Here is a 26585-nt window from a genome sequence, read left to right on the forward strand (position 1 = left end):
CCTCGTCTATCAATTAAATTAGCTTTCACCAAAATATGTTACATACCTATAAAGAGCGGTACCAAAATCGGCACTGATGCACTTAAAACAGTTCCCGTAACAAAGGAATATACCACCATATCAGCTCCTGCGGATTTTTCCACAATCGGCAGGCACACATCCATGGCCGCAGCTCCCGGAAGGGAAACGCATTCGATATACCCTATCCTCTTGGCAACCACCGGTATCAATATTATACCAAACATCTCACGAAATACATTATACATAAATGACATGGCAGAAATCTCAGCGCTGTAAGGGTCCAAAAGCAACGGCGCCAAAGTATACCATCCAAAACCTGAGCCTACGGCCATTGCTTCAGGCATCGTAACGGAAAAGAACAGACTTCCAACTGCTGCTCCTGCTAGAGTACCAACAATAACTGCCAGTGGGAATGCCAATATCCTGGCTCCTGCCTTTTTAAGATTTTGCCAAGCTGTACCTTCTCTGCCTATATCTACTCCTACAAAGAAAAGCAGCGCACTCAGTCCTCCGATAACCACATACTCTGTTGCGCCCATCCACGAATCAGGCATAAACAGATATCCGAGAATACCGCCGACAACAACCGATATAAGAACTATTTTAGTCATCGCCTCGCACTCCTTTCCTGTTAAAGCCCATAAGCTTACGAACAGCAAAGATGGCGGCTACGCTGCCTGCCATGCAAAATAATGCCAGCACAAAAGCAGATAAACCGATTTCCCCTAAAGAGCCTATAACCTGTTCATTTGCTCCTATCCTTGCGCCCATGGTTCCAAGAAGTATAATCAGAAGTATCGTCTGAACCTTTCCGGACCATTTGAACTCAATATTTTTCTTTCTCATTGCCGTACCGACAATGCCGCCTATGAAACAGCAGAATATGTAAAAAGCTAAAAGCTTCATTTTTACCTCCTGTAATTTTGAAGTTCTTTTTTAGTTTCGGCATCCACCCTATAGGACTCTCTTATCTTCTGAATTGTTTTGTTATGCGTAACAACATCCAGGCTGCCTGTCTTTATCACTTCCATAGTTTTTTCCGGAAATTTAACAAAGCATACGGAAAGTGCCCATGCCACTGCCATCATGGCATAATAGTCGTCGGTTTTTGCCTTTTGCATTTCTAAAAGCACCCGGTCGATATATTCCTCATCGATAAACCAGTCCATGAGCATTACGACGCCAAACCTGATATAGTATTCTCTATTATCTTCAAGGTACTTTTTAAGGAAAGGCCATGCTTCTTGCTGATGCCTTGCTATGACTTTCATGGATGCACAGGCTCCGTCGCAGACGGCCCAGTTATCTATCAGCGGCACAAATCTCCTCGCAAGGTTTTCCCATGTATCATAATCTTTTATCGTCATGCCCATGAGAATGCCGCATATTACCCTTTCTTCGTAATATAGCGGTTCTTTACCTGCCTCCGCGATTTCAAGGATGTTTTCTATAACTTGGTTTGCCTCACCATCCTTTACTATTTGCTTCATATATTTACGAAGCTGCGGCATCCTGACACCGATAAATAGATCCTTATCTGCGCCCGGTATAAGTTTGGTATGAAAATCTCTGTATTTTAAATCTTGCAAATCACGCAGATTTTCTAAAACCTTATTTCTAAGTAAGATGTCCATAAGTATAGGTCCTCCTAAAGTAATACAGAGATAATTATATCTTATTTTTTACCTTTAGACTATGTACATTTTAACCTCAGGTGTTATAATAAATTTGTTGTAATTAAATACTTCGGGGTGTAGCGCAGCTGGTAGCGCGCTGCGTTCGGGACGCAGAAGCCGCGAGTTCGAGTCTCGCCACTCCGACCAATTAAAAGAACCGCCAACGCTTGAAAATTGGCGGTTTTTTATTGGTGAGACACGAGGGACTCGAACCCCCAACCGACAGATTCGAAGTCTGCGACTCTATCCATTGAGCTAGTGTCCCATATATGGGGATACCAAATGGCATCCCTTTTTTAATTGTTAATATCCTATTTTTCAGGAAGCATCTTAAGGAGCATTTCTGCCACCTTTTCAAGCCAGTTTCCTTCAAATCTTTCAATCTGTCCTGCGTCGCAAAGTGCAGTGAGCTTAGGATCGATTGGAAGTCTTCCTAAAATATCAAGGCCGTGTTTATCAGCTATTGCTTCAAGATTGCTTTCGCCAAATACACTGATTTTCTTTCCGCAGTCAGGGCACTGAATATAGCTCATGTTTTCTATTACGCCCAGTACAGGAATGTTCATCAGTTCAGCCATCTTAACAGCCTTTTCAACAATCATTGATACCAGATCCTGAGGTGTTGTAACGATTATGATACCGTCAACAGGCAGTGACTGGAACACTGTAAGAGGCACATCGCCTGTTCCCGGAGGCATATCAACAAACATATAGTCAACATCGCCCCACATAACATCTGTCCAGAACTGTTCAACAACTCCGCCGATAACCGGACCTCTCCAAACTACAGGATCTGTAGGGTTTTCCAGGATAAGGTTTGTAGAAACCATCTTGATGCCTGTTGCAGATTCTGCAGGAAAGATACCTTCCTCGTTGGCTGCCACCTGTCCGCCTACGCCAAACATCTTAGGAATCGAAGGGCCTGTTACATCGGCGTCAAGAATTGCTGTCTTGTATTCACATCTTGAAGCGATTACGGAAGCAAGTCCTGTTACCAGAGATTTACCTACGCCGCCCTTACCGCTGACAACGGCTATAACCTTCTTTATATCACTTTTTTCGTGCGGTTTTTTGAGAAAAGATTCCGCTGTTCTTTCTGAGCAGTCTGCGCTGCAGCTGCTGCAGTCATGATTACACTGTTCGCTCATTTTATTATCTCCTCTTTATTTTTAAATATAAGTGCTTATATATTTCGTCGCAAAAATAAGTTTAACACTTTAAAAATCCATCGTCAACAAAACCCATTACTTATCCTCGTGGATATCCTTAAAGCCCTTACCGTTGGCCCACACGTTTTCGACACGAATTGATGAAACAAATGCTGTAGGATCTGTTTCCGCCAGTTTTTTCTTTAACTCAATGCTTTCCCTCGGCGAGCAATATACCCTTATCTTGGTATATCTATCCTTAGTATATTCGCCGATAACCTTTTCCGTGGTGACACCTCTATGCATATCATCCATAACGAAGTCTATAATCTGCTCTGCCATATCCTTTGTTATGATTTCAACCTGAACTATCTTTGACTCAAAACCAAATATAACAGTGTCTATGGTCTTTGAAATTATCAGCTGAGTTATAAGGGCATAAAGGGCTATATTGCGTCCAAAGATAAAAGCTGAAACTATTATTACCGCCGCATCTATGGTAACCATTATTTTACCTTGAGGTATCTGTGGAAGCAGCTTCTTTCGTATTATTTTCGCTATGCCGTCTGTTCCGCTAAAGCAGTATCCTCTCCAAATTACGATGCCGCTGCTAATACCGGAAAACACACCGCAAAATACAGCTGCCAAAATTACATCCTTACCTTCCAAAAGAGAAAGATTTAATTTTTCAAACACCACCATAACTGTCGGGTACATGATGGAAAGGATAATCGTCTTTCTTGCTTCCTTCCATCCTAAAAATATGGTCAAAATTATGAGAATTGCAATGGAAGCCATATAGTAAATCACGGAAAAGTTAAGATTTACATAATTCTGTATTATACGAACTATGCCAGTCAAGCCACCGCTGGTAAGTCCGTTTGGCAACATTATGGACACTGTGGAAAATGTACCAAAGCAGCATGCTGCCAATAAGAACAGCATATCTATCGTAGTATCCTTTACTTTTTTTCTTTTGTTTTCCTTATCTTTCATATCTCAATCTCCCTTTCGGAAAAGTTGCCGAATACATCGGCTGCGAGTATATGTATTTTATTTCCCTTTAAAGCCTGAACAGATATTTCTTCTGGCATTCTGCCCTCTGCACTGCCCATATCATATCTGTTTTTATGAATTTTTCCGTCGGAGTCTGTGTCAAGACTTACATATGTTATAAGGTCTCTCGGACTGTTTACCGCCGTCTCATTTACAATTTTTAGACTGTCCGAATCCACATCCTCCACAGTCGCCGGAGTATAACCTGTAAGCCTTAATACTCCATTCTCATAGGCTGCGGATATTTCACCGATGCCGCTAGCTGCATCTTCTTCCTTAATAACCTTATACGAACTGTCATGGCCGGCAATTCTTGAAAGGCTCATGGCAATTGACATGGGATTTTTATCGCCGCACACCCATCGCCTGCCGCTTTTTACTGCCGCCGCAGCAGTGGTGCCAGAGCCTGAAAACATATCACATACGATGTCGCCCTCATCAGTAAAGGCTTCTATCAGCCGCTTCAAAAGCTTTTCCGGCTTCTGGGTAGCGTATCCAACTCTTTCTGACGAAGTACGACCTACCGCATCCATTTCCCATACATCCTTTGCGTTTACAATTGTGTACCAGCCCTTTTCGTCCTGAAACTCCTCAACACCTTTAAATCTGTAGGGCTTAAATCCTCTGTTATATGATTTTTCTTTTATCGCTCTGAATTTATACTGTGGCGTTTTTCCGTAAATAAGCAGATTGTCGTGTTTTCTGGCAAATCTTTTTGAGCTGCTGCCTCCGGATTTATAGCTCCAGATTACCTCATTTATGAAATTATCTGCACCAAATATTTCATCCATCACAAGCCTTGCATAATGCACCGCATGCCAGTCCAGATGCACCACAATCACGCCATCATCCTTAAGCAGCTCCTTCATGGCAAAAAGCTGCACCACCATTTCGTTGATATAATTGGAAATATCGTTTCCCCATCTATCGTCGTAAGCATGAACTTTTACATTTTTGTTTTTTCCATCTGCACAGCGAATTTTAAGGGCTGCCTTGTAATCACTTTTAGAAAAGAATGGCGGATCTGCATATATCATCTGCACTTTGCCTGCATACCCTACTTGCGCTAAATATGGCAATGATTTTCTGTTGTCCGACCATATAAGCAGTGAACTTAGCGCACTTTTATCTTCGCTGCCGCTTTCCATGATAGTCTTAAAACTGCCTTTATTTAGTTTTTTATATTCCTCATATGCACTGCAAAAAATCCGAGGAAGCTCATTTATCATGCTCATCTCTTTGCACCTCTGCTTTTTTTAGGAGGATAAAAAACATCGATAAGGTCTTTTCTTCCCGCTTTTACAAGAGCCTTTTTGACAGTCTGCATGTTTTCTCTCTTATGGAAATGCATAAGGGCTCTTTGCATTTTCTTTTCTTCCATATTCTTTGCCACATAGACCTTTTTCATGGTAAAAGGGTCCATTTCCGTATAGTACATGGTAGTGGCAAGGGTTCCCGGTGTCGGATAAAAATCCTGTACCTGATCGGGGATAAAGCCGCTTTTTTTAAGATAAAGGGCCAAATCAATTGCATCAGAAAGCTCAGAGCCTGGATGTGATGAAATAAGATACGGGATTAGATACTGCTTTTTACCAAGCTTTTTATTTGTCTTTGTATATAAATCTGTAAACTCATCAAATACCCTTCTGTTTGGCTTTCTCATATATCCCAACACTCGGTCTGATATATGCTCCGGTGCCACCTTAAGGGTACCGCTGACATGATGCTCACAAAGTTCCTTCATAAAGGACTTGTCCTTATCTGCCATAAGATAGTCGTATCTGATACCGCTGCGTATAAACACCTTCTTTACTCCAGAAACGCCTCTCACAGCTCTCAGCACCTTTATGTAATCGCTGTGATCGATAAGCATATTTTCGCATGGAGAAGGATACAAACAATCCTTGTTTTTACAAACGCCATGCTTAAGCTGTTTTTCGCAGGCAGGATGCCTGAAGTTTGCAGTAGGGCCTCCCACATCATGGATATATCCGTGAAAGTCATCAAGCTGTGTGATTTGTTCCGCTTCCTTTACAATGGATTCAACACTCCTTGATCTAACCTGCCTTCCCTGATGATATGTTATGGCACAAAAAGCACATCCGCCAAAGCAGCCTCTGCTGCTTACTATGCTGAACTTAACTTCCTTTATGCCCGGTATGCCACCGTCCTTTTCGTACATCGGATGATATGTCCTCTCGTATGGAAGGTCATATATATCGTCAAGTTCATCTCTTTCCAAAGGTGGCTGAGGCGGATTTTGAACTACATAAAGTCCCTCAGAATACCTTTCTGCTATCTTATGACCGGATATGTGGTCGTTGTTTTTATACTGAGTCATAAAGCTTTTACAGTAAGCAGCCTTATCCTCTGCTATCTCCTCAAAGGAAGGCAGCAGTACCGTATCATCGTCAACCTCGTGGGCCTTTACGCAGGTTCCAGGAATCCAACCAATAAGAGAAGCATCTATACCTGCTTCCAGTGCTTCTGCTATCTGAATTACAGCTCTTTCGCCCATGCCGTATATGAGAATATCCGCACCGCTATCTAAAAGGATTGACCTTCTTACCTTGTCGCTCCAGTAGTCGTAATGACCTAATCTTCTGAGGCTAGCCTCAATGCCTCCGATTATCACAGGCACATCCTTATAGGCTTCTCTGACTCTATTGCCGTATACGATAACAGCTCTGTCCGGTCTATATCCTGCTTTACCGCCCGGCGAATAGGCATCTTGCTTACGCCTTCTCTTAAAAACCGAGTAATGGTTTACCATGGAATCCACATTACCTGAATTTATAAGAAAGCCCAGTCTAGGCCTTCCAAATCTTTTAAAATCCTCAGTGCTTTTCCAATCCGGCTGTGCCAATATAGCCACCTTATACCCGAATCTTTCAAGTACACGACTAATTATTGCAGTACCAAAAGAAGGATGGTCAACATAAGCATCCCCTGTCACTATGACAAAGTCAACCTGTTGCCATCCTCTATCTTCCATATCTTTTTTACTTACAGGCAGAAAACCCATTACAGTATTCCCTCCGGCATTGTAAATGACTGGAGGCTTTCTTCATCGGTCGGCACCACCAGGTCTCCGTCCTCAATAGCCTCTTTAAGAGCGTCAATCTGCTCCTTTAATTCTCCCTTTATATTTCCTGCGTTATCGCTTAAATCGACGCCATCATCCTTCATGTAGTAGGTTACATGGCTTCCTTCAAACTTATCCTTAAGTGCAGCCTTGATAAGCTCTGCCAGTCCCGGCTTCATGTTCTTTGTAGCAGAGCACAGTACATTATCCGAAGCAAGACTTGACTGATCTTTGTCGGCTCCAATTACTGTAAAGCCGTTATCCTTAGCCGCTTTTATAACACCGACACCGGAAGGTCCTGCCATATGCATTATTACATCTGTGTTTTCGTTTTTAAACATATCTACTGCTGCATCATAGCCCCTATCGCTGTCGTAAAACGAACCCACATAGCCTCTTACAATCTGAACATCAGGATTTGCTGCCTTTGCGCCGGCTTCATAGCCGTATCCGAAAAGATCCACAGTCGCTCTTTCATCTCCACCGAGAAGTCCTATTTTACCTGTTTTGGTTGTCTTTGCAGCTGCATATCCTGCCAAGAAAGCACTTTCGTTATCCGCAAAGCTTATGCTGCTGACATTATCGCTTTCAACCTGTGAGTCGATTACAGCAAAATAGCTTTCAGGGTTTTCCTCAGCCACTGTTAAAACAGCCTCTTCCATATTGCTTCCTACAGCAACTGTAAGAGTGGCATCTTCATTTACAGCAGTTTGAATTGCCTCTATGTATTTATCCTTTGAAGACACCTCAAAAAATCTTATATCTATATCCTCATCTTCCTGTACCGCTTCAAGAGCAGCTAAAGCTTCATCGTTAAAGGAGTGGTCACCTATACCGCCTTCATCGGTTATAACAACCACTAAAGGCTTCATTTCCACAACTTCATTCTGCTTTTCTGCTGCTGTCTGACATGACGCAAATGTGAAGGCCACGGCAAACACCATAAGCAGCGACATGATTTTTTTCATAAGTTACTAAGTCCTTTCAAATATTCATTTACCCTATTTAATTATTATATCATAGAGAAGTTGGATTTAAAATCGGTATCTGAGTTCTTGCTTCCATGACTTCGCTTAAATCAATTTCTGCAGTCACTATGGTTTCCTCATACTCAGCCATCTTTATGATTTCTCCCCATGGGCTTACTACGCAGCTGTGTCCATAGGCATCGTAAGGCGCGTTATCATCCAGTGCAGGAGCGCAAGCGATAATAAAGCTCTGATTATCAACGGCTCTGCCCTGCATTATTATCTGCCAAAATCTAGGGCCGGTAGTCGTATTAAATGCCGCAGGTACGATAAATGCCAGCGCACCCATTTCCTTAGTCATCTTATTAAAGTCTCCGGCAAATCTCACATCGTAGCACACGGCAACACCGATTTTACCAAATTCAGTGTTAACAACTGTCAAATCTTCTCCTGGAGAAAGCACATCGGATTCCTTAAAACGCATTTTGCCCTTTATATCCACATCAAAGAGATGATGCTTTCTGTGCTTTCCTATAATCTCACCTTGTCTGTCAAAGACATAGCAGGTGTTGTAAACCTTATCTTCATCAAGCTCAGATATGGTGCCGCCAAATAGGTATACACCGAACTCTTTAGCCAAAGCAGAAAGTTCTTTAATGCTCTTGCTATCATTTTCATACTCGCCGTAATCTCTGAAAAACTTTGTGCCGTAAGGACAGTTCCACATTTCAGGAAGCACGATAATATCCGCTCCTGAGGCTGCCGCTTCCGCAACCTTTTTCTTCATTTTTTCAATGGTTTTATCCTTATCGGAAAAGCCTTTCATCTGTACCAATGCTAATTTTATCTTGCTCATTTCTTTTCTCCCTTAAGTATCTGAACCATGTTTCTTGTTATTCTTGCGGTAAGTCCCCATATTGCCTTGTCCTCATAGTTATATATAGGCACCTCCGCATTGCTGCTTCTCCATTTGTAATCCGGCGATATATGTGCCTTTTCAAAGGGGAAATCAGCTCTGTTAAACTGCTTTAAATCAACGATATGTACCTCTGGGTCATTGTGCATAAACCATTCTAAAGGAACAGTAAAAACCTGATCAACTTCCGCTTCGTTTAATTTTACATTTTCATATGCAGATCTCGGAATTGTTGCCATAAAGCTGTACATCGTAAAATTAGCCTGGGTTATAAGTCTATCCCCTTCGGCAAAAATTTCTATACACCTTGGCGGGATACCGATTTCCTCACAGGTTTCCCTTATGGCTGCCTCTCTGGCAGTCTCTCCAGGCTCTATCGCTCCGCCCGGAAAGCACACCTCTCCCGGCTGAGTCGGAATTACCTGTGAGCGAATTTCATAGAGAATATGAATTTCTCCGTCTATTTCAACAAAAGGCACAAGCACCGAAAAGAATGTGTGCCTTCCCACAGTCGATAGTTTTCTGTTTTGAAGTTTATCCTTTATCTGTTCAATATTTATCATATCACTTTTTATTTTCCCTTAAATTTACAAAGGAAGCTATAAGCACCAAAATGATACCTACAATGGAGTTCCAATAAATACTTTCGTGAAGTATAAGCACAGCCAATATCGGAGCGATGGCCGGTTTTATGAAAAATGTTACCGAACCTGTAACCGCATTGGAATATTTAATTGCAATAAAGTAAAACAGATATCCCAAGCCTGTTACAAATACGCTTACATAAAGCACAGGAAGGATGTTATCCATATTTATACCGGCTATAATCGGCTTTCCTATTATGAGATTTATTACGGCAAGCACAATGGAGCCTTCAATGAAACTAAAGCTTGTCTGAACAAAGATGCCCACCTGATCAGTTGCCTTCTTTCCCATAACCGTATAAAGGCCAAATGCCGCTGCGCCTATAAGCACCAGAACAACTCCAAGAACTGTATTTCCCTCTTGCATATCCCACGGCTTTATCATAAACAGCGCACCGATGATACCTACAAAAATTGCAATAATCTTATTTCGTGAAATCTTTTCATTGTCGATTATCCTTGCAAATATCAATGTAAACAAGGTGTTCATGGAAATGAGCACCGATGCCGTTGCCGCATTGCTTTTAAGCACTCCTATCTGGAAAATAAGCATACTTACAGGTATACATATTATACCCACAAGACCAAGATACAAAAACTGCTTTATATCCAGTCTGATATCGTTATCCCTCATTTCCTTAATGGCAAACGGCAGTAAAAGAAGACCGCCGATAAAAAATCTCACTGCCGTCAGCTGAAAGGAATCTATACTGCTTCCGGCAATTTTTAAGGCAATTTCCATGGTGCCAAATAAAAATGCCGCCATGATAACGCCGATGTAAACTTTATATCTGTCCTTCATAGTTGCTCCTGTTCACAAATTTGTGTTTGACCTACTAACAATTCTCTCCGAGAAATTAGGTTATGTCATAAAAATAAGACAGTGCCTAATGTCTTAAGCACTGTCGATATGTTTATATGATTAATTCAGTATTTCGCAGTCGGAAAAATCTACGCCTATCATTTCTTCTTTTTCAGCACTTAAACTTACCACGAATTCAATATCATAAATCTTAGAGAGCTTTTTAAGTCTTTCAATGAATTCAGGCAGGTTACCAAGAGATACATCCGCATGCTTGAGTATACCGTCTATGAAAATCATTTCTATGTCATGGTTTGAGCTGATTATACCATACAGGAATCCGATATATTCATCGCTGTTTGTGATGTGAGGGAAATCCTCCATGCATATAACTCTCATTGAATGCTTGAGATCAAATATAAGTCTGTGGTTTTTATTGATAAATATTACATCCCCTTTGAGTTCATCGACCTTTTCGTTGGCCAGATCAACCATCTGCTTTGTCTTTCCGCTGCCTTTTCTTCCAACTAATAACTTAACCATAATAGTTTCCTCCTTCTTGGTGTGCTTTTGTTTTATTATACATGTTTGAATGTTGTTTATCAACCGTTAATTTCATTAACTTTAATTAGTTTTGATTGAAATTTCAATGATTACAGAGCGTACAAATTATTAGTGGATTTGTAAAATATTATTATTACTTATTGGAATTTGCATCGAATTTGCTAGACTTAATCTAATATTTTTCCAGTAAACATTATACTTATCTCAGCAGAAGCCATGGAAAATTCAAAAGATGTAAAAGAAACCTGAATATTATTTGCCTTAGACAACATCATCAATATTCCATTGGATACTAAACGATAAGTTTAATGACAACTTCATCTCAATATGTTACTTTACATATATAACCATAACTAGTTACCTCTGACGGCAATTGGAGCCCGAGCGACACTGACCAGTTGTGGTTATTTTTGTTACAATAATTAAAATGCATTTGACATTATCTAATAATATCTAACGTGCAACGATACGTTGCGCCAATGTTAACTTTCGTTGCTTTACTTAAAAATCATAGCTATGGCACCATAAAGGTAGATAATTTATAAACTTAAAATAAGGAGTATCTTCCATGGAAACTATAGCTATTTTGTTTATGCTGATTTTAGCTAATTTAATTTATATCGCTTTGAGTTGTTACTACAAAACAAAAAAAGAAGACCTTGTAAAAATGCATCCTATCATTTTTGAAGGTCTTATCAGTTCATTTCTTTTTTATATTGCTTTCATAATATATGTCATTACAAATATCCACTTTTTACTGGCTATTGGAATGGCAATATCTGCAATCATTGCTCAAATTTGCAGTTGGTTTTTGCGAAAAAATAGATAATCTACTGTTTTTTCGAAAGTCTCAACTGTCCGCAGGCACCGTCTATGTCGCTTCCCAGCTCCCGTCTTACCGTTGCGGCGATGCCGCTACTTTCAAGCCTTTGGGCGATTTCTTCAGCTCGTTTTCTTGCTGCCGGTTCCAGCCCCGTTTCCTTCACCTTATTTAAAGGAATCAGATTGACATGGCAGAGCATACCTCGAAGTTTTCCAATAAGCTCGCTGATATTAGCATCGCTATCATTTACTTCGGAAACGAGTGTATATTCAAATGTAATTCTCCTACCCGTTTCCTTGGTATAATCTCTGCACGCAGCAAGCAGCTTATCCATATTGTAGCTGTCGTTTACAGGCATCATTTCGCTTCGTATTTTATCGTTCGGTGCATGAAGAGAAATCGCCAAATTTACCTGTGGAAAGTCTTTGGCAAACTGTCCGATTTTAGGCACAATACCGCATGTGGAAACCGTTATATTCCTCATACCGATGTTTAAGCCATCCTTGTGGTTTATCATACTTATGAAGCGGCTTATTTCCTCATAATTATCAAAGGGCTCACCGGTGCCCATTACAACCACATGACCTATTTTTTCACCGGTATCTCGCTGGGCTGCAATTATCTGATCTGCAATTTCTCCTGCCGTAAGATTTCTGCGAAGGCCGTCCAGCGTTGAAGCGCAAAATCTGCATCCCATCCTGCAACCTGCCTGAGACGAAACGCAAAGAGTATTACCGTATTTATATTTCATAAATACGCTTTCTATACGATTGCCGTCTTCAAGTTCAAAGAGATATTTTCTCGTTCCGTCTGTTTTGCTTTTCTGTACCGTAACGATTTCAAGGGAAGATATGTACGCTTCGCTGTCCAGTCTTTCTATCAAGGACTTTGAGAGATTTCTCATATCGGAAAAGTCAGTAACTCCCTTATAAATCCATGAGTACACCTGCTTTGCGCGAAAGCCCTTTTCTCCTATGCCCTCAAACCACTGACGCAGCTCGTCTATTTCCATGTTCTTAATATCTGTCTTATTCTTTTCCATAACACTACTTTAGAGGTCGTTTTTAAGATCCTCAATTGTCATATCTCTCATTTCTTTTGGAACGACAACGTTGTATCCGAGCGAAGCAAATACAGAGTTTACTTCTGTAGATTCTCCGTATTTAAGATAACCTTCGGCATAAATCAAATAATCATCATACCACTTCTCACCTTTAAGGTCTGCCATTGTCTTTTCGTCCAGTTCTCCGTTTAGACTCTTATCCAGCCAATCCTTGTATTCCTGTGTACCTTCACGATACTTTATTTCATGGGTGTCCATGAAGTGGTCGGTTAACATATACATATCGTAAACGGTAGTTCCGCCATTTGCTTCCACCTGGTTAGGACTTGTTACAGAGTAAAATATCGCTCTGGAACACACATATACTCCAAAGAGTATCCATATTATGAGAAGCACCTTTTTCCATGTAAATTTCTTTGCTCCGTTTTTTGTTGTCATCGTTACACCTTTCCATCTTTATTTGTATTAGCACTATGCAATAGTTTAACACAAAATCCAACCAATAGATATATGCCATATCCAATGATACTACCTATGAAATTAAAAATAACATCATCAATATCTATTATTCTGAATGTAAATCCTGCCATTAAAGCAATACCAAGCTGCAAAAATTCTATTATTACGCCAATGAAAACACTTAGCAAAAGCATTCTTTTTGCTGAAATATCTTTGTAAATACATGGTATCAAAAATCCAAAAGGAACAGTCATTATGATATTCAGTATGCCGTTTTGAGTCAATCCTTCTGAAAATGGTACTAAGTTTATCCTGTCCCATATATTATACTCCAAATCTATAAATTCAATTGGAAACAAAGTTTTTTCAATTACCATCATAAGATAAACAAACATTAGTATTTGAAATACATAACGCTTTTTATTTTTGTACCATTTTCCCATCAATGTCAGTACTGCAAATATAATAATTCCTATACATATTGTCGAAATATCAAAATCAATCATAATCTATCTCTCCTTTTACACATGCTAACATGTCACATGTTCGTAAGCAATATAAATAGAAAAAAGCAATCAAAAAGGCTGACACATCGGTCAGCCTTTGCATACATTTTATTTACTTGTTAAGTATCAGCGCAACCATCTCAATATCGCCGGTGCTGTCGTTAACCAGTCCGTGCCAGTCGCCTTCCTTACAATAGGTCACATCTCCGGCTTCCACCATATAAGTGGTACCGTTATCGTTGTATGTTCCCTTTCCTTTGAGAATATAATATGTCTCAGTATTTCCGTTATGCTGATGATAGCCGATTTCACATCCCGGCTTTAATATGATCTTTGCGAAAAGTCCGCAGCCTTCGCCTCTTTCCTCTTCGGAAATCAGAGCTTCCTTAAGTATGTATCCGGCACCGCCTTGAGCACCTACATTTTTTTCAACTTTTCTTTCGCCTGTTTTAGTCATTGACATGTCCTTCACCTCCACTATATATACAGTATATCACATTTCGTAGTGATGAGCTTCCTTTAGCATCATATCCTTTACTTTCATAAGCCTAACCTGGGAGCTTCGCTCGTTTTCGTCAAGCTTCATTGTGATATACTTTATATTTTCCTGGGTCTCTGGGATTATAACATGTTCTAGTGCGTTTACCCTTCTGCGAGTCTTTTCTATTTCAGAAGCCATCATCTGACAGGCTTTTTCAACCTCCGCGAGTCTTAGCATATCCGGCAGTACATCGTCAAGGGATTTTACCGCATCATCAAGATCTCCCGATGTAAAGGCAAATCCGTATGGATAAATATCAGCTGCATCGCCGGTTCTCGTCTTTATATCAAAGACTGGAATGTCAACGCTCATTACGTTTCTCGATGATACATCGACACTGACCTCCTGCTTTGGCATCATAAGTGCCGTTTTAATTTCAGCGGAAGTCATGGCGGCTCTGGCTATGACAAACTTTCTGTTTGCCTGCCTTATGCCTTCTTCTACTTTTTTACGCAGAGTCATGTTTTCTCTTACCATATCCATAAACTGACGCATCAGCTCGTCTCTTTTATCCTTGAGAAGCTTATGACCTCTCACCGCCGTAACAAGCTTCTTTTTTAATCTGGTCAGCTCCATTCTGGTAGGTATTACATTTCCGGCTGCCATAAACTACACCTGCTTTCCGTAATACTCGTCTAGGAATTTATCATCAATTCGTTTAAGCTCGCTTCGTGGAAGCATGGAAAGAAGCTTCCAACCTATATTAAGTGTCTCCTCTATGCTTCTATCGTTATCATACCCTTGTGATACATATTCATTTTCAAAGGCATCGGCAAATTTAGCATACATAATATCTATTTCAGTTAACGCTGCTTCACCAAGGATTACCATCAGTTCCTTGGCATCCTTGCCTCTGGCATATGCTGCAAAAAGCTGATTCATGGTGTTGCTGTGGTCTGCTCTAGTCTTGCCTTCTCCTATACCCTTATCCTTTAATCGAGAAAGAGACGGCAGTACATCAATCGGTGGCTTAACGCCTTTTCTGTAAAGGTCTCTGCCTAGGATAATCTGACCTTCCGTAATATAGCCTGTAAGGTCAGGTATAGGATGAGTCTTATCATCTTCAGGCATTGTAAGAATAGGAATCATTGTGATGCTTCCCGTTTTGCCTATCTGACGGCCTGCTCTCTCATAGAGGGTAGCGAGGTCAGTATACATATAGCCAGGATAGCCTCTTCTGCCAGGGACTTCCTTTCTTGCTGCCGACACCTCACGAAGAGCATCCGCATAGTTTGTTATATCCGTCATTATTACAAGCACATGCATGTCCTTTTCAAAAGCAAGATACTCCGCACATGTGAGAGCCATTTTAGGAGTTGCAATACGCTCGATGGCAGGGTCGTTGGCAAGATTGGAAAACATAACGGTCCTGTCAATGGCACCTGTTTCCTTAAAGCTTTCCACAAAGAAGTCCGCTTCTTCAAAGGTAATACCGATTGCCGCAAATACAACGGCAAAGTTTTCGTCTTTACCCAGCACCTTTGCCTGTCTTGCTATCTGTGCTGCCAGCTGAGCATGAGGCATACCGGAGGCCGAAAATATAGGCAGCTTCTGACCTCTTACCAGGGTGTTAAGTCCGTCTATGGCAGAAACTCCTGTCTGTATAAATTCCGAAGGATACTGTCTTGCAGCAGGATTCATAGGCGTTCCGTTAATGTTCATTCGCTTTTCCGGAAGTATCTCAGGGCCGCCGTCAATAGGGCTTCCCAGTCCGTTAAAGACTCTACCAAGCATATCCTCGCTTACTCCAAGTTCCATGCTTCTGCCTAAAAATCTTACTTTACTGTTGGAAAGGTTTATACCTGTGGAAGCGTCAAAAAGCTGCACCAAAGCATTTGTACCGTCCACCTCAAGGACTTTACATCTTCTTACCTCGCCGTCAACCAGCTCGATTTCACCCAGTTCGTCATATGTAACACCCTCTACGCCTTCAATGAGCATAAGAGGTCCTGATATTTCTTTTATAGTTCTATATTCCTTGGGCACTTAGAACGCCTCCTTTCCATCTATATTTTTGCCTTCTTCGGCAAATTCAGCCATTACCTTATCGTAGGCCTGCTCTATTTCATCCTCATGAACATATTTAAATCTTCCTATGCTTTCCCTTACAGGCATAGATATGATTTCTTCGATATTAGCACCGTCTGCCAGAGCCTTTACACCAAAATCGTAAAATGCCATTACCAGTTTCATCATAAGATGCTGCTTTTTAAGGGAAGTGTATGTATCAACCTCATGGAAGGAATTTTGATGAAGGAAGTCTTCCCTTATGGATCTTGCCGCTTCCATCTTAAGCCTGTCCGCAGGAGAAAGGGCATCCATACCAACCATCTTTACGATTTCTTCAAGTTCTGACTCTTCCTGGAGCAGAGCCATCATGGCCTGTCTATGCTCCATCCAGTCCTCTGCCACATTGGCGTTAAACCATTTTTCCATATCTTGCAGATACAGTGAATAGCTTGTCAGCCAGTTTATCGCTGGGAAATGTCTTTTATATGCAAGATTTGAATCAAGCCCCCAGAACACCTTTACTATTCTAAGCGTCGCCTGGGAAACCGGCTCTGAAATATCGCCTCCCGGCGGAGATACTGCACCTATTACTGAAAGTGCACCTTCTCTTTCTTCACTTCCAAGGGTTATAACCTGTCCTGCTCTTTCATAGAACTGGGCAAGCCTTGATCCAAGGTATGCAGGATAACCTTCTTCACCCGGCATTTCCTCAAGACGGCCTGACATTTCCCTTAAGGCCTCTGCCCATCTTGATGTGGAATCCGCCATAAGAGCTACCGAATATCCCATATCTCTGAAGTATTCAGCTATGGTTATACCCGTATAAATTGAGGCTTCTCTGGCAGCCACAGGCATATCAGAAGTGTTTGCAATGAGCACTGTTCGCTCCATCAGTGATTCACCGGTTTTCGGGTCCTTAAGCTCAGGGAATTCGTTTAATACATCTGTCATTTCGTTGCCGCGTTCACCGCAGCCGATATATACCACGATATCCGCTTCCGCCCACTTTGCCAGCTGATGCTGAATAACCGTCTTACCGGATCCAAATGGGCCAGGTACTGCAGCAACTCCGCCCCTTGCTATAGGAAAGAAGGTATCTATAACCCTCTGACCTGTAATAAGAGGCTTTTTAGGAGCCATTTTAGTCTTATACGGTCTTCCGGATCTTACAGGCCAATGCTGTGTCATTGTGAGCTCTCTGTCGCCCTTTTCCGTTTCTATGACAGCCACAGTATCTCTTATGGTAAAGCTGCCCTTCTTTATTTCCTTTACCCTTCCCTTAACATCGGGCGGTACCATTATTTTATGATTTACTACTATCGTTTCCTGTACGGTACCGATAATATCTCCACCTGTGACTTCAGCGCCTTCAGATACCGTAGGCTCAAAGTCCCAAAGCTTTTCCTCTGGAAGTGGAGGTACAGATATACCTCTTTCAAGGCCATTTCCCCCTGAAACCTTCATTATCTCATCCAGTGGTCTTTGAATACCGTCGTATATATTTGATATGAGTCCCGGTCCCAGTTCCACGGAAAGAGGTCTGCCCAGGGATACCACCGGCTCTCCCGGTCCCAGCCCTGCAGTTTCCTCATACACCTGTATGGATGCCTGGTCTCCGTGCATTTCTATTATTTCGCCTATAAGGTTGTGTTCGCTTACATGTACCACATCGTACATATTGGCATCTCTCATGCCCTCTGCTATAACCAGCGGACCGGCAACCTTTTTAATCACACCTCTGCTCATTTCTGCCCATCACCTGCTTTCGTCTCATCTCCGGACAATATGTCCGATCCTACCGCCTTTTCGACGGATTTTTTTATGTCCTCGATGCCCTTACCAGTATCACCGTATGTTCCCGGTATCAGTATTACTGCGGGCACCGGTTCTTCCTTCATTTTTTCTATTTCCTCTTCCAGCTGAGATGCCAGAACTTCGGTAATATATATTACAGCATATCTTTCATCCTTTAGCCTCTTTAATATTTCCGCAGCTTCCATAGGAAGTGTTACCGGAATAGTTTCAAGGCCTACGGAAGCAAAGCCGTAAATGCTGTCGTAATCTCCCATTACAGCGATTTTAGACATATGTCTTTCTCACCCTTTCTCTGATTTCCTCTGCCGGAAGTCCGCTTCGCTTGCCCATAAGTATATTTCTCACGGATTTAAGTTCATTTTCCCTGGCATAAATATATGCAAATATCGGGCCTATTCCATCAGAATTTCTAAGCTCCGGTTTTATAAGGTCGATTATCCTGTTATCACACCAACACTCAAACTCAGACATGGAATTTTTAAGAGCCTGTGCCCCGTCGTGATAATCTGTTTCCTCCACATATTCTATAACCGCACCCTCTCCTGACAGCGCTGCCTTTATGAGCTTGTCCACATCAACTCCGGTGCCTGGTCTTCTGGCAAGAGCTGTTTCCATAAAGTCAGCACTTTTTCCAGTTCTCTGACATCTGATAGCAATCTTTATGTCCGTTACTCCCACTGTTTCACAGGCATATTTTTTTATTATTTCGCTATCGGATCTTTTTCCTGCCTCATAAATTGATTCAAGACATGTTCTGTCCATCATCACATCCAGCATCTGACCGTCGCCTGTTTTAATAAGCATATCATAGGCATCTGCTGCCGGTTTTTGAAGAAAATCCGGAAATCTGTGCCATGCCTTTTCCCTGATTATTTCAAGCAGCTCATCAGCGGAGTAAAAGGAATTATCAATATATGTTTCAGGGGCGTCAACGCCTGATGCCACCTGCTTCATCGCCGATTTGATATTATGATGAAGATCCTTATATGAAAGTACATCCAGTGTCGACATATCTTCCACAAGACTTCTTACCGTTTCCCATGTTTTATCAAGCTCATGTTCGAGAATCGTCTCACCGTCCTTGGCATCTTCACCGTTACCCCAGCCTTTAGCCATCAGCATCTCAACAGCATCATCCTCAGTGGGACAAGCCAAAAGACGGTTTAAATCTTCTTCTGTGAACATTTTAGTTTCAAGAGCTCTGATTCTGGCAACGGCATATGTGAGATCCTGTCTTCCCATGTTTTTCTCCTTTCACTGCCCTATCCGAACAGTTTTCCGTTTACCATATCGTGAAGCTCCTCTCTGCTAGCTTCAAGCATCGCCTTAAAGGTACAGTTTTCTTCAATGCCTCCGTATACAAGGACAAAACCACCGTCAATGCTTCTGATTTCATCGGACATAACAAGCTCGCCGCCTTTTTCCAAGGCAACATTCTTTATTACATCTTCAAAGCCTTTAGGCATTCTCTGTCTGTCCCTTGCTGAGAAAATTATTTCTCCCTTTTCAGAAAGCACATTATCTTCAAGCATCTTTTTTATAACGGCAAAATATTTTTCATCTTCCAGATTTAGCAATCTTTCATAGGCCTCATTTATAATTTCTCCTATTACCTCTTGCTTTGCTGAAAGTGCCGCCTGCCTTCTTTTTTGCTGAGCTGCCAGTCCAGCCAGCTCCTCAAGAGTGCCTTCTTCCCTTAAGGTATCATCATTTATACGCTCTAGCTCCGCTTTTATTTCCTCATCGGTCTTAGCATTTAATTCATCAATCTTATGCTGTATTTCCTCATAAATTGCGGCTTTCTTTTCCTCAGCCTCGCCGATTATCTGAGCCGCGATTTTTTCAATCCCTCTCATAAGCAGTCTCCTTAAAGCACTGCAGTTACAGCCAGGAAGGATATAAGCAGTGCAAGTATAGCGTATGTTTCAACCATTGCAGGGAAAAGCATAGCCTTTGCAAACTGTTCAGGCTTCTTTGCCACAACTCCTATGGAAGCTACAGATGCCTTACCCTGATAGATTCCTGAAATAAGTCCAACAAGACCTACAGGAAGACATGCTGCCAAAGTCATAAGACCTGTTCCTACGGAAATTTCCATAGGACTTCCTCCCAGAAGTCCAGCTCTTACCATTGTTACAAATCCTATCATAAGGCCATAAAGTCCCTGAGTACCAGGAAGCAGCTGAAGGATAAGCACCTTGGCAAATTTGCCAGGGTCTTCCGTTACAACGCCTGCCGCAGCCTGTCCTGCCTTACCTACACCGATTGCCGAGCCTGCTCCTGCAAAGAGCACCGCCACTGCCGCTCCCAGCAGTACAAATACCAATCCTAATTCCATTATTCTTTCTCCTCTCTGATATCTACATACTTAGTGCCTGTCTTAAAAGGCTCGAATATCCTTCCGCCGCCTTCATAAAACTTTCCGAAGAATTCCACATACTGAAGTCTGTTTGTATGAACATAGGCTCCCAGTATATTAATGGACATATTGAACACATGCCCTATGATAAACACGATTATAAAGAAGATAATGCCAAATACACTGTCTCCTCCCATGGCTCCTATCTGGTTGAACACCGAAGCGATTACTCCAGTTGCAAGTCCAAGGGCCAAAAGCCTTGAATAGGACAAAAGGTCGCTGAGCCAACCTGTTATGTTATAAAGGTCGTAAGCTCCGAGAGCCAATCTTAAGGCAGGATTTTTTCTGCCTCTGCCTGCTGTAAAAAGTATACCTATGGCACCTCCTGCCGCAAGAATCTTTGACAGCAATGCCACCGATGCCGGATATGATATTTCCCAGCCAGACAGAGAATAAAACAACTCTGTCGGAAGAAGCATCATCACAAGACCTGTCAGCATGCAAAGCCACAGCACCACATCGCAAAAGAAATTAGCATATTCCTTCTTCTTTATATACATATATCCTTTGATGCCCATGCCCACATACATATGTATTACACCTATTATCATGCAGTACATTAAAAGCCTCATCGGATCGTTTAACGGTGCAAACCACAGAGGCGGTATGCTCACCTGCTCTCCCATAAATGTCTTTGATATTACATCAACTGCATCTCCGAAATATCCTCCAAACAGCACTCCCCATACGATGGTTGAAATGCCGCAGTACATGAACATCTTAAGGGATTTTCTCATGGACTCTTCCATGTTCTTAAACTTCTTTAAAAGCACAGCCATGGTTACTGTAACAATCACACCATAAGCCGCATCAGAAAGCATCATTCCAAAGAGTATTACATAAAATATACCCATTATTGATGACGGATCCACTTCACCCTTATGAGGCAGCCCGTAGGAATCGACTATGCCCTCCACGGAACTTCCCAAGCCTTTATTCTTTAATATTACCGGAACATCCTCATCAGCTGCGGGATCTGTCACATCAACATAAAGATCAAATCTTTTATCCAGCTTTTTTGCTATGCTCTCGGCATCCTTTGCAGCCGCATATCCGCTTATAAAGAAAGCCTTTTCGCTTTGAGGTACATAATTCATCGCCTCAAGTCTTTTAGCAGTTGCCCTATACACATCGGAGAGCATCCTTATTTCACTGCGATGCTCCGCCATCTTTGCAATCTGCCCTGCCAAATCTTCGTTTTCCTTTTCCATTGCAAGATTTTCATCTTCAAGGCGTTTCTTTTCATCGGCTGCAATACCGCTGAAGCTTCCGGAAATCCTTACAAATCCTAAGGCATGTAATCCGTTTTCCACGGACTTTTCGTATTCCGAAAGACATACAACTGCGATACATGTCTGATATTTATCCTTGCTTACAACCGTTACATCTATCTGGGAAAGATCCGCCACATATTCACCTATGGCATCGTATATTTCCTCGACTGTATCGGTTTTGCCTATGCTTCCTATGAGAAAAGAGGTTCTGTCTGTACCTGTAAAGTCCATTGAAACATCCAGCAAAAGCCATGGTTCTAAAGTCTCCATAGCCACTTTATTTCTGTCAACGGCTACTCTGTTTTCCACTATGGTTTTCATATTGGAATTTACCGTTTCCACAGTTTCCATAAGCTTGTTCCTTTGGGCATATACTTCATCAAGCCTGTCTGCAGCAGTCGGAGTTTTTCCTTCAAGAGAAGCAAACATTCCCTTCTTTTCCGGACTGTAGGTCTCCATAACCTCAAGAGCATTTTCCATGGATGAAATAGCCCTTTCCAGCTTCATACGCTCTTCAGTGGTGTTTGGAATTTCCACATCCGTACCTTCAAAGGCACTGCCGTCAATCTGCATCAAGCCCCATCGCTGAAGGGTCTGCATGATTTCCTTTTCGTCTTTTCTCATGGCGCATATGTTCAGTTTTTTTACTTCAAGTACCGCCATAAGCTACCTCCCACTGTATATACGCTCCATCACCGATTCAATGGTTTCTTCATATAAATCTGCTGCCTTATCCTTTATGGCAAAGGCATCATTTTTTATATCATTTTCAGTTTTTTCTTCCAACCCTGCCAGTTGTTTTTTCTTTTTATCAAGGCGAATTTCCTTATCGGCCAGAGCCTTTGCTACAGCATCTTTTTTTCGCAGCTGCGCCGCTTCATTTGCCTCTTTAAGTTTCAAGGCCCCGTCAGCCTGAGCCGCAGCTATTATGTTATCTGCTTCTTTTTCAGCTGCTCTGACTTTATCTACTATTTCTCGGACCATATTATCACCGTCCCTCTGCTGTTAAAATCAAATTATTCCGTCATTTTAATTCTATCATAATTTTCAGTTTTAATATAAAATTTTTACCCCAAAAACCTCTCTTGCTAACACACATTTCTTTCAAAAAAACAATACGCAGAGAGATTATCTCCCTGCGCATTGTTACAAGTGTTTTCAATCGTCTTTACACTACTTTTTTTCTATAACTATACCTGTTTCGTGTCCGTTTATATCGAACTTTTCAGATGCTTCTCCTGCAGTCATTTCAACTGCCAGAGTTTCGCTCATTATGTAGTCTTTATGCTTTTCAACAGCTGCTGCAACTTCATCATCGCAGGAAAGAGTTATTGTGATGTTATCCATCATTTCAAGATCCTTCTGCTTTCTCAGCTGCTGTACCTTTGAAACTACTTCTCTTGCAAAGCCTTCATCCACAAGATCCTGATTGAGGTTTGTATCAAGGATTACAAATACATTGTTTTCCATGGCTACTGCAAAGCCTTCCTTGGCATTTATCTTAACATCAATCATGTCGGATCCTACAGTGTACTTGTTACCGTTTAATTCAAGCTCCATTTCTCCTGCTGCCAGAACCTTTGCAGGATCTTCCTTGGCGAGGTATTCACCAAAGGCCTTTATGTCAGAGCCCATTACAGGTCCTGCTACACTGAATGCAGGCTTAAGTTCATAATTCATGTATGTGGAAAGATCGTTTTCAAAGTCTACATTCTTTATGTTCAGCTCTTCCTGGATAAGAGGTACCAAATCGCTTATTACGCTTTCGTACTTACCATCCACAAGCACGCTGGACAGCGGCTGTCTTACCTTGATTCTTTCCTTTTCTCTTATACCTCTTCCCAGACCTACGAGAGTTCTTACAAGATCCATTCTCTCTTCGATCTTTTCGTCTATGAGGCTTTCATCTGCTACAGGATAGTATGCCAGATGTACGGATTCGTTTCCTGTCAGCTTAACATACATTTCGTCTGCGATAAACGGAGCAAACGGTGCCATCAGTTCTGCAACACCTACAAGAACATCATATGTAGTCTTGTATACTGCCTTCTTGTCATCGGACATTCCCTCTGCCCAGAATCTTCTTCTTGCTCTTCTGATGTACCAGTTGGACAGGTCTTCTGTTACGAAGTTCTGTATTGCCCTTGTGGCTCTCATATGGTCGTAGGAATCCATAAATTCAGTAGCTTCCTTTACAACTCTGTTGAACTTGGAGATTATCCATCTATCCAGTTCAGGTCTTTCTGCCACAGGAACATCAAATTTTGAAGGATCTATATCGTCCTGATTTGAGTAAAGTACAAAGAAATTATATACATTCTTTAATGTTCCGAAGAATTTTGATACCAGATCCTGAAGTCCGTCTTCGTCAAACTTTGTCGGAGTCCATGCAGGTGATGACTGCAGCAGGTACCATCTTGGAGCATCGGCACCGTACTGATCCAATACCTGGAACGGGTCAACGGTGTTACCCTTGGACTTACTCATCTTCTTGCCGTGCTTATCCAAAATCAGGTCGTTTACCAGTACATTCTTATATGGAGCCTTGCCCTTTAAGAATGTGGAAACTGCCATCAGTGAGTAGAACCAACCTCTAGTCTGGTCTATACCTTCGCAAATGAAGTCTGCAGGGAATTCCTGATCATCGAAGTGTTCTGTGTTTTCAAACGGATAATGATGCTGTGCATATGGCATTACTCCGCTGTCAAACCAGCAGTCCATTACTTCTGGAATTCTTGTCATAGTCTTGCCACATTCCGGACATGTGAGATGAACGTCATCCACATAAGGTCTGTGCAGCTCTATGCTCATATCTATATCTTCCTGAGCTTTTTCTATAAGCTCTTCTCTGGAGCCTACGCATTCAAGATGACCGCATTCACATCTCCAGATAGGAATTGGTGTACCCCAGTATCTGTTTCTGGATATTGCCCAGTCCTTAACCTCTGCCAGCCAGTTTCCAAATCTCTTTTCTCCCACATATTCAGGATACCAGTTAACAGTGTTGTTGTTTGCAACCAACTGATCCTTAAGAGCGCTCATTTCGATATACCAGCTTGGCTTAGCATAGTAGATAAGCGGAGTTGAGCATCTCCAGCAGTGCGGATAGTTATGTTCAATCTTTTCCTTGGAGAAGAGTTTACCTTCTGCTGCCAGATATTTTACGATTTCAACATCAAGGCCTTCTTCCATTACGAATCTGCCTTCCCAAGGAGTTGCAGTGTATTTGCCGTCTTCATCCACAGGAATAGGAACAGGAAGTCCGTATTTTCTGCCTGTGTTGTAGTCGTCTTCACCAAAGGCAGGAGCTGTATGAACGATACCTGTACCGTCTGTTGTTGTTACATAATCGCCGCATGTAACATAAAATGCCTTGCCTTCAACTTCCACAAACGGCATAAGCTGTTCGTATTCCATATGTTCCATCTGGCTGCCCTTCATCTTTTCGAGGACTTCATAGCTGTCATCGCCGAGAACCTTTTCCATAAGTTCTTCTGCCAGATAGTATACATCGCCGGCGTTTTCACCGGATGTCATTTTTACCTTAACATAGTCTACATTAGGATTTACTGTCAGAGCCACGTTAGCTGCCAGTGTCCATGGTGTTGTTGTCCATGCCAGGAAGTATTCGTTGTCAGCATCCTTTTTCTTGAACTTAGCAACCAGTGTCAGAACCTTTACTTCCTTGTAACCCTGAGCTACTTCGTGGGAAGCAAGACCTGTTCCGCATCTTGGGCAGTATGGAAGAATCTTATGACCTTCGTAAATGAGTCCAGCTTTAAAGAATTCTTTTATTACCCACCATCCTGTTTCGATGTAGTCATTGTCCAGTGTGATATATGGGTTTTCCAAATCTACCAGATATCCCATTCTTCTGGACATTTCTCTCCAAAGGCTTTCATATGTAAATACGGATTCACGGCACTTTTCATTGAATTCCTTGATACCGTATTTTTCGATATCCTGCTTGCCTGTCATCTTAAGCTGTTTTTCAACTTCGATTTCAACAGGCAGACCGTGTGTATCCCAACCGGCCTTTCTTCTTACCTGAAAGCCCTTCATGGTCTTGTATCTGTTAACGGAATCCTTGAGGGTTCTTGCCATGAAATGGTGTACACCCGGACGGCCGTTGGCTGTCGGAGGTCCCTCATAGAATACAAACTGAGGCTGACCTTCTCTTGTTGTGACACATTTGTCAAGAAGATCTTCCTCTTCCCACTTTTCAACCTGCTCCATCTGCAGGTCAGCTATCGCTTTTTCTGACAAATTCTTAAACATATCTTCACACTCCTGTAAAAAAAATATCCCTAATCCATATGGATTAGGGACGATTATCATAATAAACCGCGGTACCACCCTTGTTGCGCCTGCCGACTGCTCGGCCAACGCCACTTGTTCATATTAACCTGTAGACTCAGGACTGATCTATTGCTTCGTTCACCAACCGTCTCTCACCTAACACGGTCTCTCTGTAAGGATTTTAGCGAAACAACCGGTTCCGTCATAGTCTTTTGACTTCATATTCATTATTTTATGTATATTGAATTTCTTTGTCAAGATTATTTTACATATTTCATGCATTTTTTTATTATTATCAACTAATCTGAAATCATTTTTTTATGTTTTTACAACAATTTGTTTTACAAAAATACTGAGGTGAAATAAATTGGTTCTATAATAAATGTTGGGGTATGATGCCTCAACATTTTTTATGCAATAAAAAATTGAGCATAATATCAAGCTCATTTAAAATGAAATCACCACAATAACATAGAAAGGAGTTTTCAATTATGCT

The 26585-nt window shown here is 41.6% G+C and carries 27 protein-coding genes and 2 tRNA genes; 2 read left to right on the forward strand and 27 right to left on the reverse strand.

The window, feature by feature from the left end; genetic code table 11:
* Positions 1-38: 38 nt before the first annotated feature.
* The 3 genes from INF20_RS02520 to INF20_RS02530 are packed head-to-tail and all read right to left on the reverse strand — an operon-like array spanning position 39 to position 1655.
* Positions 39-632 (reverse strand): lysine exporter LysO family protein, encoded by a 594-nt coding sequence (locus INF20_RS02520; RefSeq protein ID WP_226384816.1) that lies wholly within the window; start codon positions 630-632, stop codon positions 39-41.
* On the reverse strand, positions 625-927 hold the full coding sequence (locus INF20_RS02525) for a LysO family transporter (protein ID WP_226384817.1): 303 nt from the start codon (positions 925-927) through the stop codon (positions 625-627). The genes INF20_RS02520 and INF20_RS02525 overlap by 8 nt, the downstream gene beginning before the upstream one ends.
* Before the next feature lie 2 nt (positions 928-929).
* Complete coding sequence (locus INF20_RS02530; protein ID WP_226384818.1) at positions 930-1655, reverse strand: DNA alkylation repair protein; 726 nt, start codon at positions 1653-1655, stop codon at positions 930-932.
* A gap of 113 nt (positions 1656-1768) precedes the next feature.
* On the opposite strand from INF20_RS02530, the gene INF20_RS02535 reads away from it, so the two are divergent.
* Positions 1769-1844, forward strand: a tRNA-Pro gene (locus INF20_RS02535).
* Positions 1845-1886: 42 nt separating this feature from the next.
* On the opposite strand, the gene INF20_RS02540 is transcribed toward INF20_RS02535, so the two are convergent.
* The 10 genes from INF20_RS02540 to INF20_RS02585 form a co-directional block, all read right to left on the reverse strand.
* Positions 1887-1962, reverse strand: a tRNA-Arg gene (locus INF20_RS02540).
* Between the two features lie 46 nt (positions 1963-2008).
* Positions 2009-2845 (reverse strand): Mrp/NBP35 family ATP-binding protein, encoded by an 837-nt coding sequence (locus INF20_RS02545; protein ID WP_226384819.1) that lies wholly within the window; start codon positions 2843-2845, stop codon positions 2009-2011.
* Between the two features lie 96 nt (positions 2846-2941).
* Entirely contained in the window at positions 2942-3841 is a 900-nt protein-coding gene (locus INF20_RS02550) for a YitT family protein (protein ID WP_226384820.1), read from the reverse strand.
* Positions 3838-5136, reverse strand: coding sequence for a DNA methyltransferase (locus INF20_RS02555; RefSeq protein ID WP_226384821.1), 1299 nt, complete (start codon positions 5134-5136; stop codon positions 3838-3840). Before INF20_RS02555 ends, INF20_RS02550 begins: the two co-directional genes overlap by 4 nt.
* Positions 5133-6926: a YgiQ family radical SAM protein gene (locus INF20_RS02560; protein ID WP_226384822.1), complete on the reverse strand. Its 1794-nt coding sequence runs from the start codon at positions 6924-6926 to the stop codon at positions 5133-5135. Before INF20_RS02560 ends, INF20_RS02555 begins: the two co-directional genes overlap by 4 nt.
* Complete coding sequence (locus INF20_RS02565; protein ID WP_226384823.1) at positions 6926-7954, reverse strand: BMP family lipoprotein; 1029 nt, start codon at positions 7952-7954, stop codon at positions 6926-6928. Before INF20_RS02565 ends, INF20_RS02560 begins: the two co-directional genes overlap by 1 nt.
* Positions 7955-8003: 49 nt before the next feature.
* Positions 8004-8810, reverse strand: coding sequence for a carbon-nitrogen hydrolase family protein (locus tag INF20_RS02570; protein ID WP_226384824.1), 807 nt, complete (start codon positions 8808-8810; stop codon positions 8004-8006).
* A complete protein-coding gene (locus INF20_RS02575) occupies positions 8807-9433 on the reverse strand; it encodes an NUDIX hydrolase (RefSeq protein WP_226384825.1) in 627 nt (208 codons plus the stop codon). Before INF20_RS02575 ends, INF20_RS02570 begins: the two co-directional genes overlap by 4 nt.
* 1 nt (position 9434) lies before the next feature.
* Positions 9435-10316 carry a DMT family transporter gene (locus tag INF20_RS02580; protein WP_226384826.1) on the reverse strand — a complete coding sequence of 294 codons (882 nt, stop codon included), beginning with the start codon at positions 10314-10316 and terminating at the stop codon, positions 9435-9437.
* A 120-nt stretch (positions 10317-10436) separates the two neighbouring features.
* Complete coding sequence (locus INF20_RS02585) at positions 10437-10859, reverse strand: hypothetical protein (RefSeq protein ID WP_226384827.1); 423 nt, start codon at positions 10857-10859, stop codon at positions 10437-10439.
* Between the two features lie 589 nt (positions 10860-11448).
* Between INF20_RS02585 and INF20_RS02590 the strand changes: the two genes are divergently transcribed.
* Positions 11449-11709 (forward strand): hypothetical protein, encoded by a 261-nt coding sequence (locus tag INF20_RS02590; protein ID WP_226384828.1) that lies wholly within the window; start codon positions 11449-11451, stop codon positions 11707-11709.
* A gap of 1 nt (position 11710) precedes the next feature.
* On the opposite strand, the gene rlmN is transcribed toward INF20_RS02590, so the two are convergent.
* From rlmN to ileS, 14 genes are all read right to left on the reverse strand, one after another.
* On the reverse strand, positions 11711-12745 hold the full coding sequence (rlmN, locus tag INF20_RS02595; RefSeq protein ID WP_226384829.1) for a 23S rRNA (adenine(2503)-C(2))-methyltransferase RlmN: 1035 nt from the start codon (positions 12743-12745) through the stop codon (positions 11711-11713).
* Positions 12746-12754: 9 nt separating this feature from the next.
* Positions 12755-13204, reverse strand: coding sequence for a hypothetical protein (locus INF20_RS02600; protein ID WP_226384830.1), 450 nt, complete (start codon positions 13202-13204; stop codon positions 12755-12757).
* Positions 13205-13206: 2 nt separating this feature from the next.
* Positions 13207-13731, reverse strand: a complete 525-nt coding sequence (locus INF20_RS02605) for a VanZ family protein (RefSeq protein ID WP_226384831.1) — start codon at positions 13729-13731, stop codon at positions 13207-13209.
* Between the two features lie 112 nt (positions 13732-13843).
* Positions 13844-14194 carry a cupin domain-containing protein gene (locus tag INF20_RS02610; protein WP_318959499.1) on the reverse strand — a complete coding sequence of 117 codons (351 nt, stop codon included), beginning with the start codon at positions 14192-14194 and terminating at the stop codon, positions 13844-13846.
* 30 nt (positions 14195-14224) lie between these two features.
* Positions 14225-14878 carry a V-type ATP synthase subunit D gene (locus INF20_RS02615; RefSeq protein WP_226384832.1) on the reverse strand — a complete coding sequence of 218 codons (654 nt, stop codon included), beginning with the start codon at positions 14876-14878 and terminating at the stop codon, positions 14225-14227.
* Positions 14879-14881: 3 nt separating this feature from the next.
* Positions 14882-16258 (reverse strand): V-type ATP synthase subunit B, encoded by a 1377-nt coding sequence (locus INF20_RS02620; RefSeq protein ID WP_226384833.1) that lies wholly within the window; start codon positions 16256-16258, stop codon positions 14882-14884.
* Positions 16259-18028: a V-type ATP synthase subunit A gene (locus tag INF20_RS02625; protein ID WP_226384834.1), complete on the reverse strand. Its 1770-nt coding sequence runs from the start codon at positions 18026-18028 to the stop codon at positions 16259-16261.
* On the reverse strand, positions 18025-18369 hold the full coding sequence (locus tag INF20_RS02630) for a V-type ATP synthase subunit F (protein ID WP_226384835.1): 345 nt from the start codon (positions 18367-18369) through the stop codon (positions 18025-18027). The genes INF20_RS02625 and INF20_RS02630 overlap by 4 nt, the downstream gene beginning before the upstream one ends.
* Positions 18362-19339, reverse strand: coding sequence for a V-type ATPase subunit (locus INF20_RS02635; protein ID WP_226384836.1), 978 nt, complete (start codon positions 19337-19339; stop codon positions 18362-18364). Before INF20_RS02635 ends, INF20_RS02630 begins: the two co-directional genes overlap by 8 nt.
* 20 nt (positions 19340-19359) lie before the next feature.
* Positions 19360-19953 (reverse strand): V-type ATP synthase subunit E, encoded by a 594-nt coding sequence (locus INF20_RS02640; protein WP_226384837.1) that lies wholly within the window; start codon positions 19951-19953, stop codon positions 19360-19362.
* Positions 19954-19964: 11 nt separating this feature from the next.
* Entirely contained in the window at positions 19965-20435 is a 471-nt protein-coding gene (locus INF20_RS02645; protein WP_226384838.1) for a V-type ATP synthase subunit K, read from the reverse strand.
* Positions 20435-22453 carry a V-type ATP synthase subunit I gene (locus INF20_RS02650; protein ID WP_226384839.1) on the reverse strand — a complete coding sequence of 673 codons (2019 nt, stop codon included), beginning with the start codon at positions 22451-22453 and terminating at the stop codon, positions 20435-20437. The genes INF20_RS02645 and INF20_RS02650 overlap by 1 nt, the downstream gene beginning before the upstream one ends.
* A 3-nt stretch (positions 22454-22456) precedes the next feature.
* Positions 22457-22774, reverse strand: coding sequence for a hypothetical protein (locus INF20_RS02655; protein WP_226384840.1), 318 nt, complete (start codon positions 22772-22774; stop codon positions 22457-22459).
* A gap of 189 nt (positions 22775-22963) precedes the next feature.
* Entirely contained in the window at positions 22964-26068 is a 3105-nt protein-coding gene (gene ileS, locus INF20_RS02660) for an isoleucine--tRNA ligase (RefSeq protein ID WP_226384841.1), read from the reverse strand.
* Positions 26069-26585: the final 517 nt, after the last annotated feature.

Source organism: Gallibacter intestinalis (genome assembly GCF_014982745.1).
Taxonomy (GTDB): Bacteria; Bacillota; Clostridia; order Peptostreptococcales; family Anaerovoracaceae; genus Gallibacter; species Gallibacter intestinalis.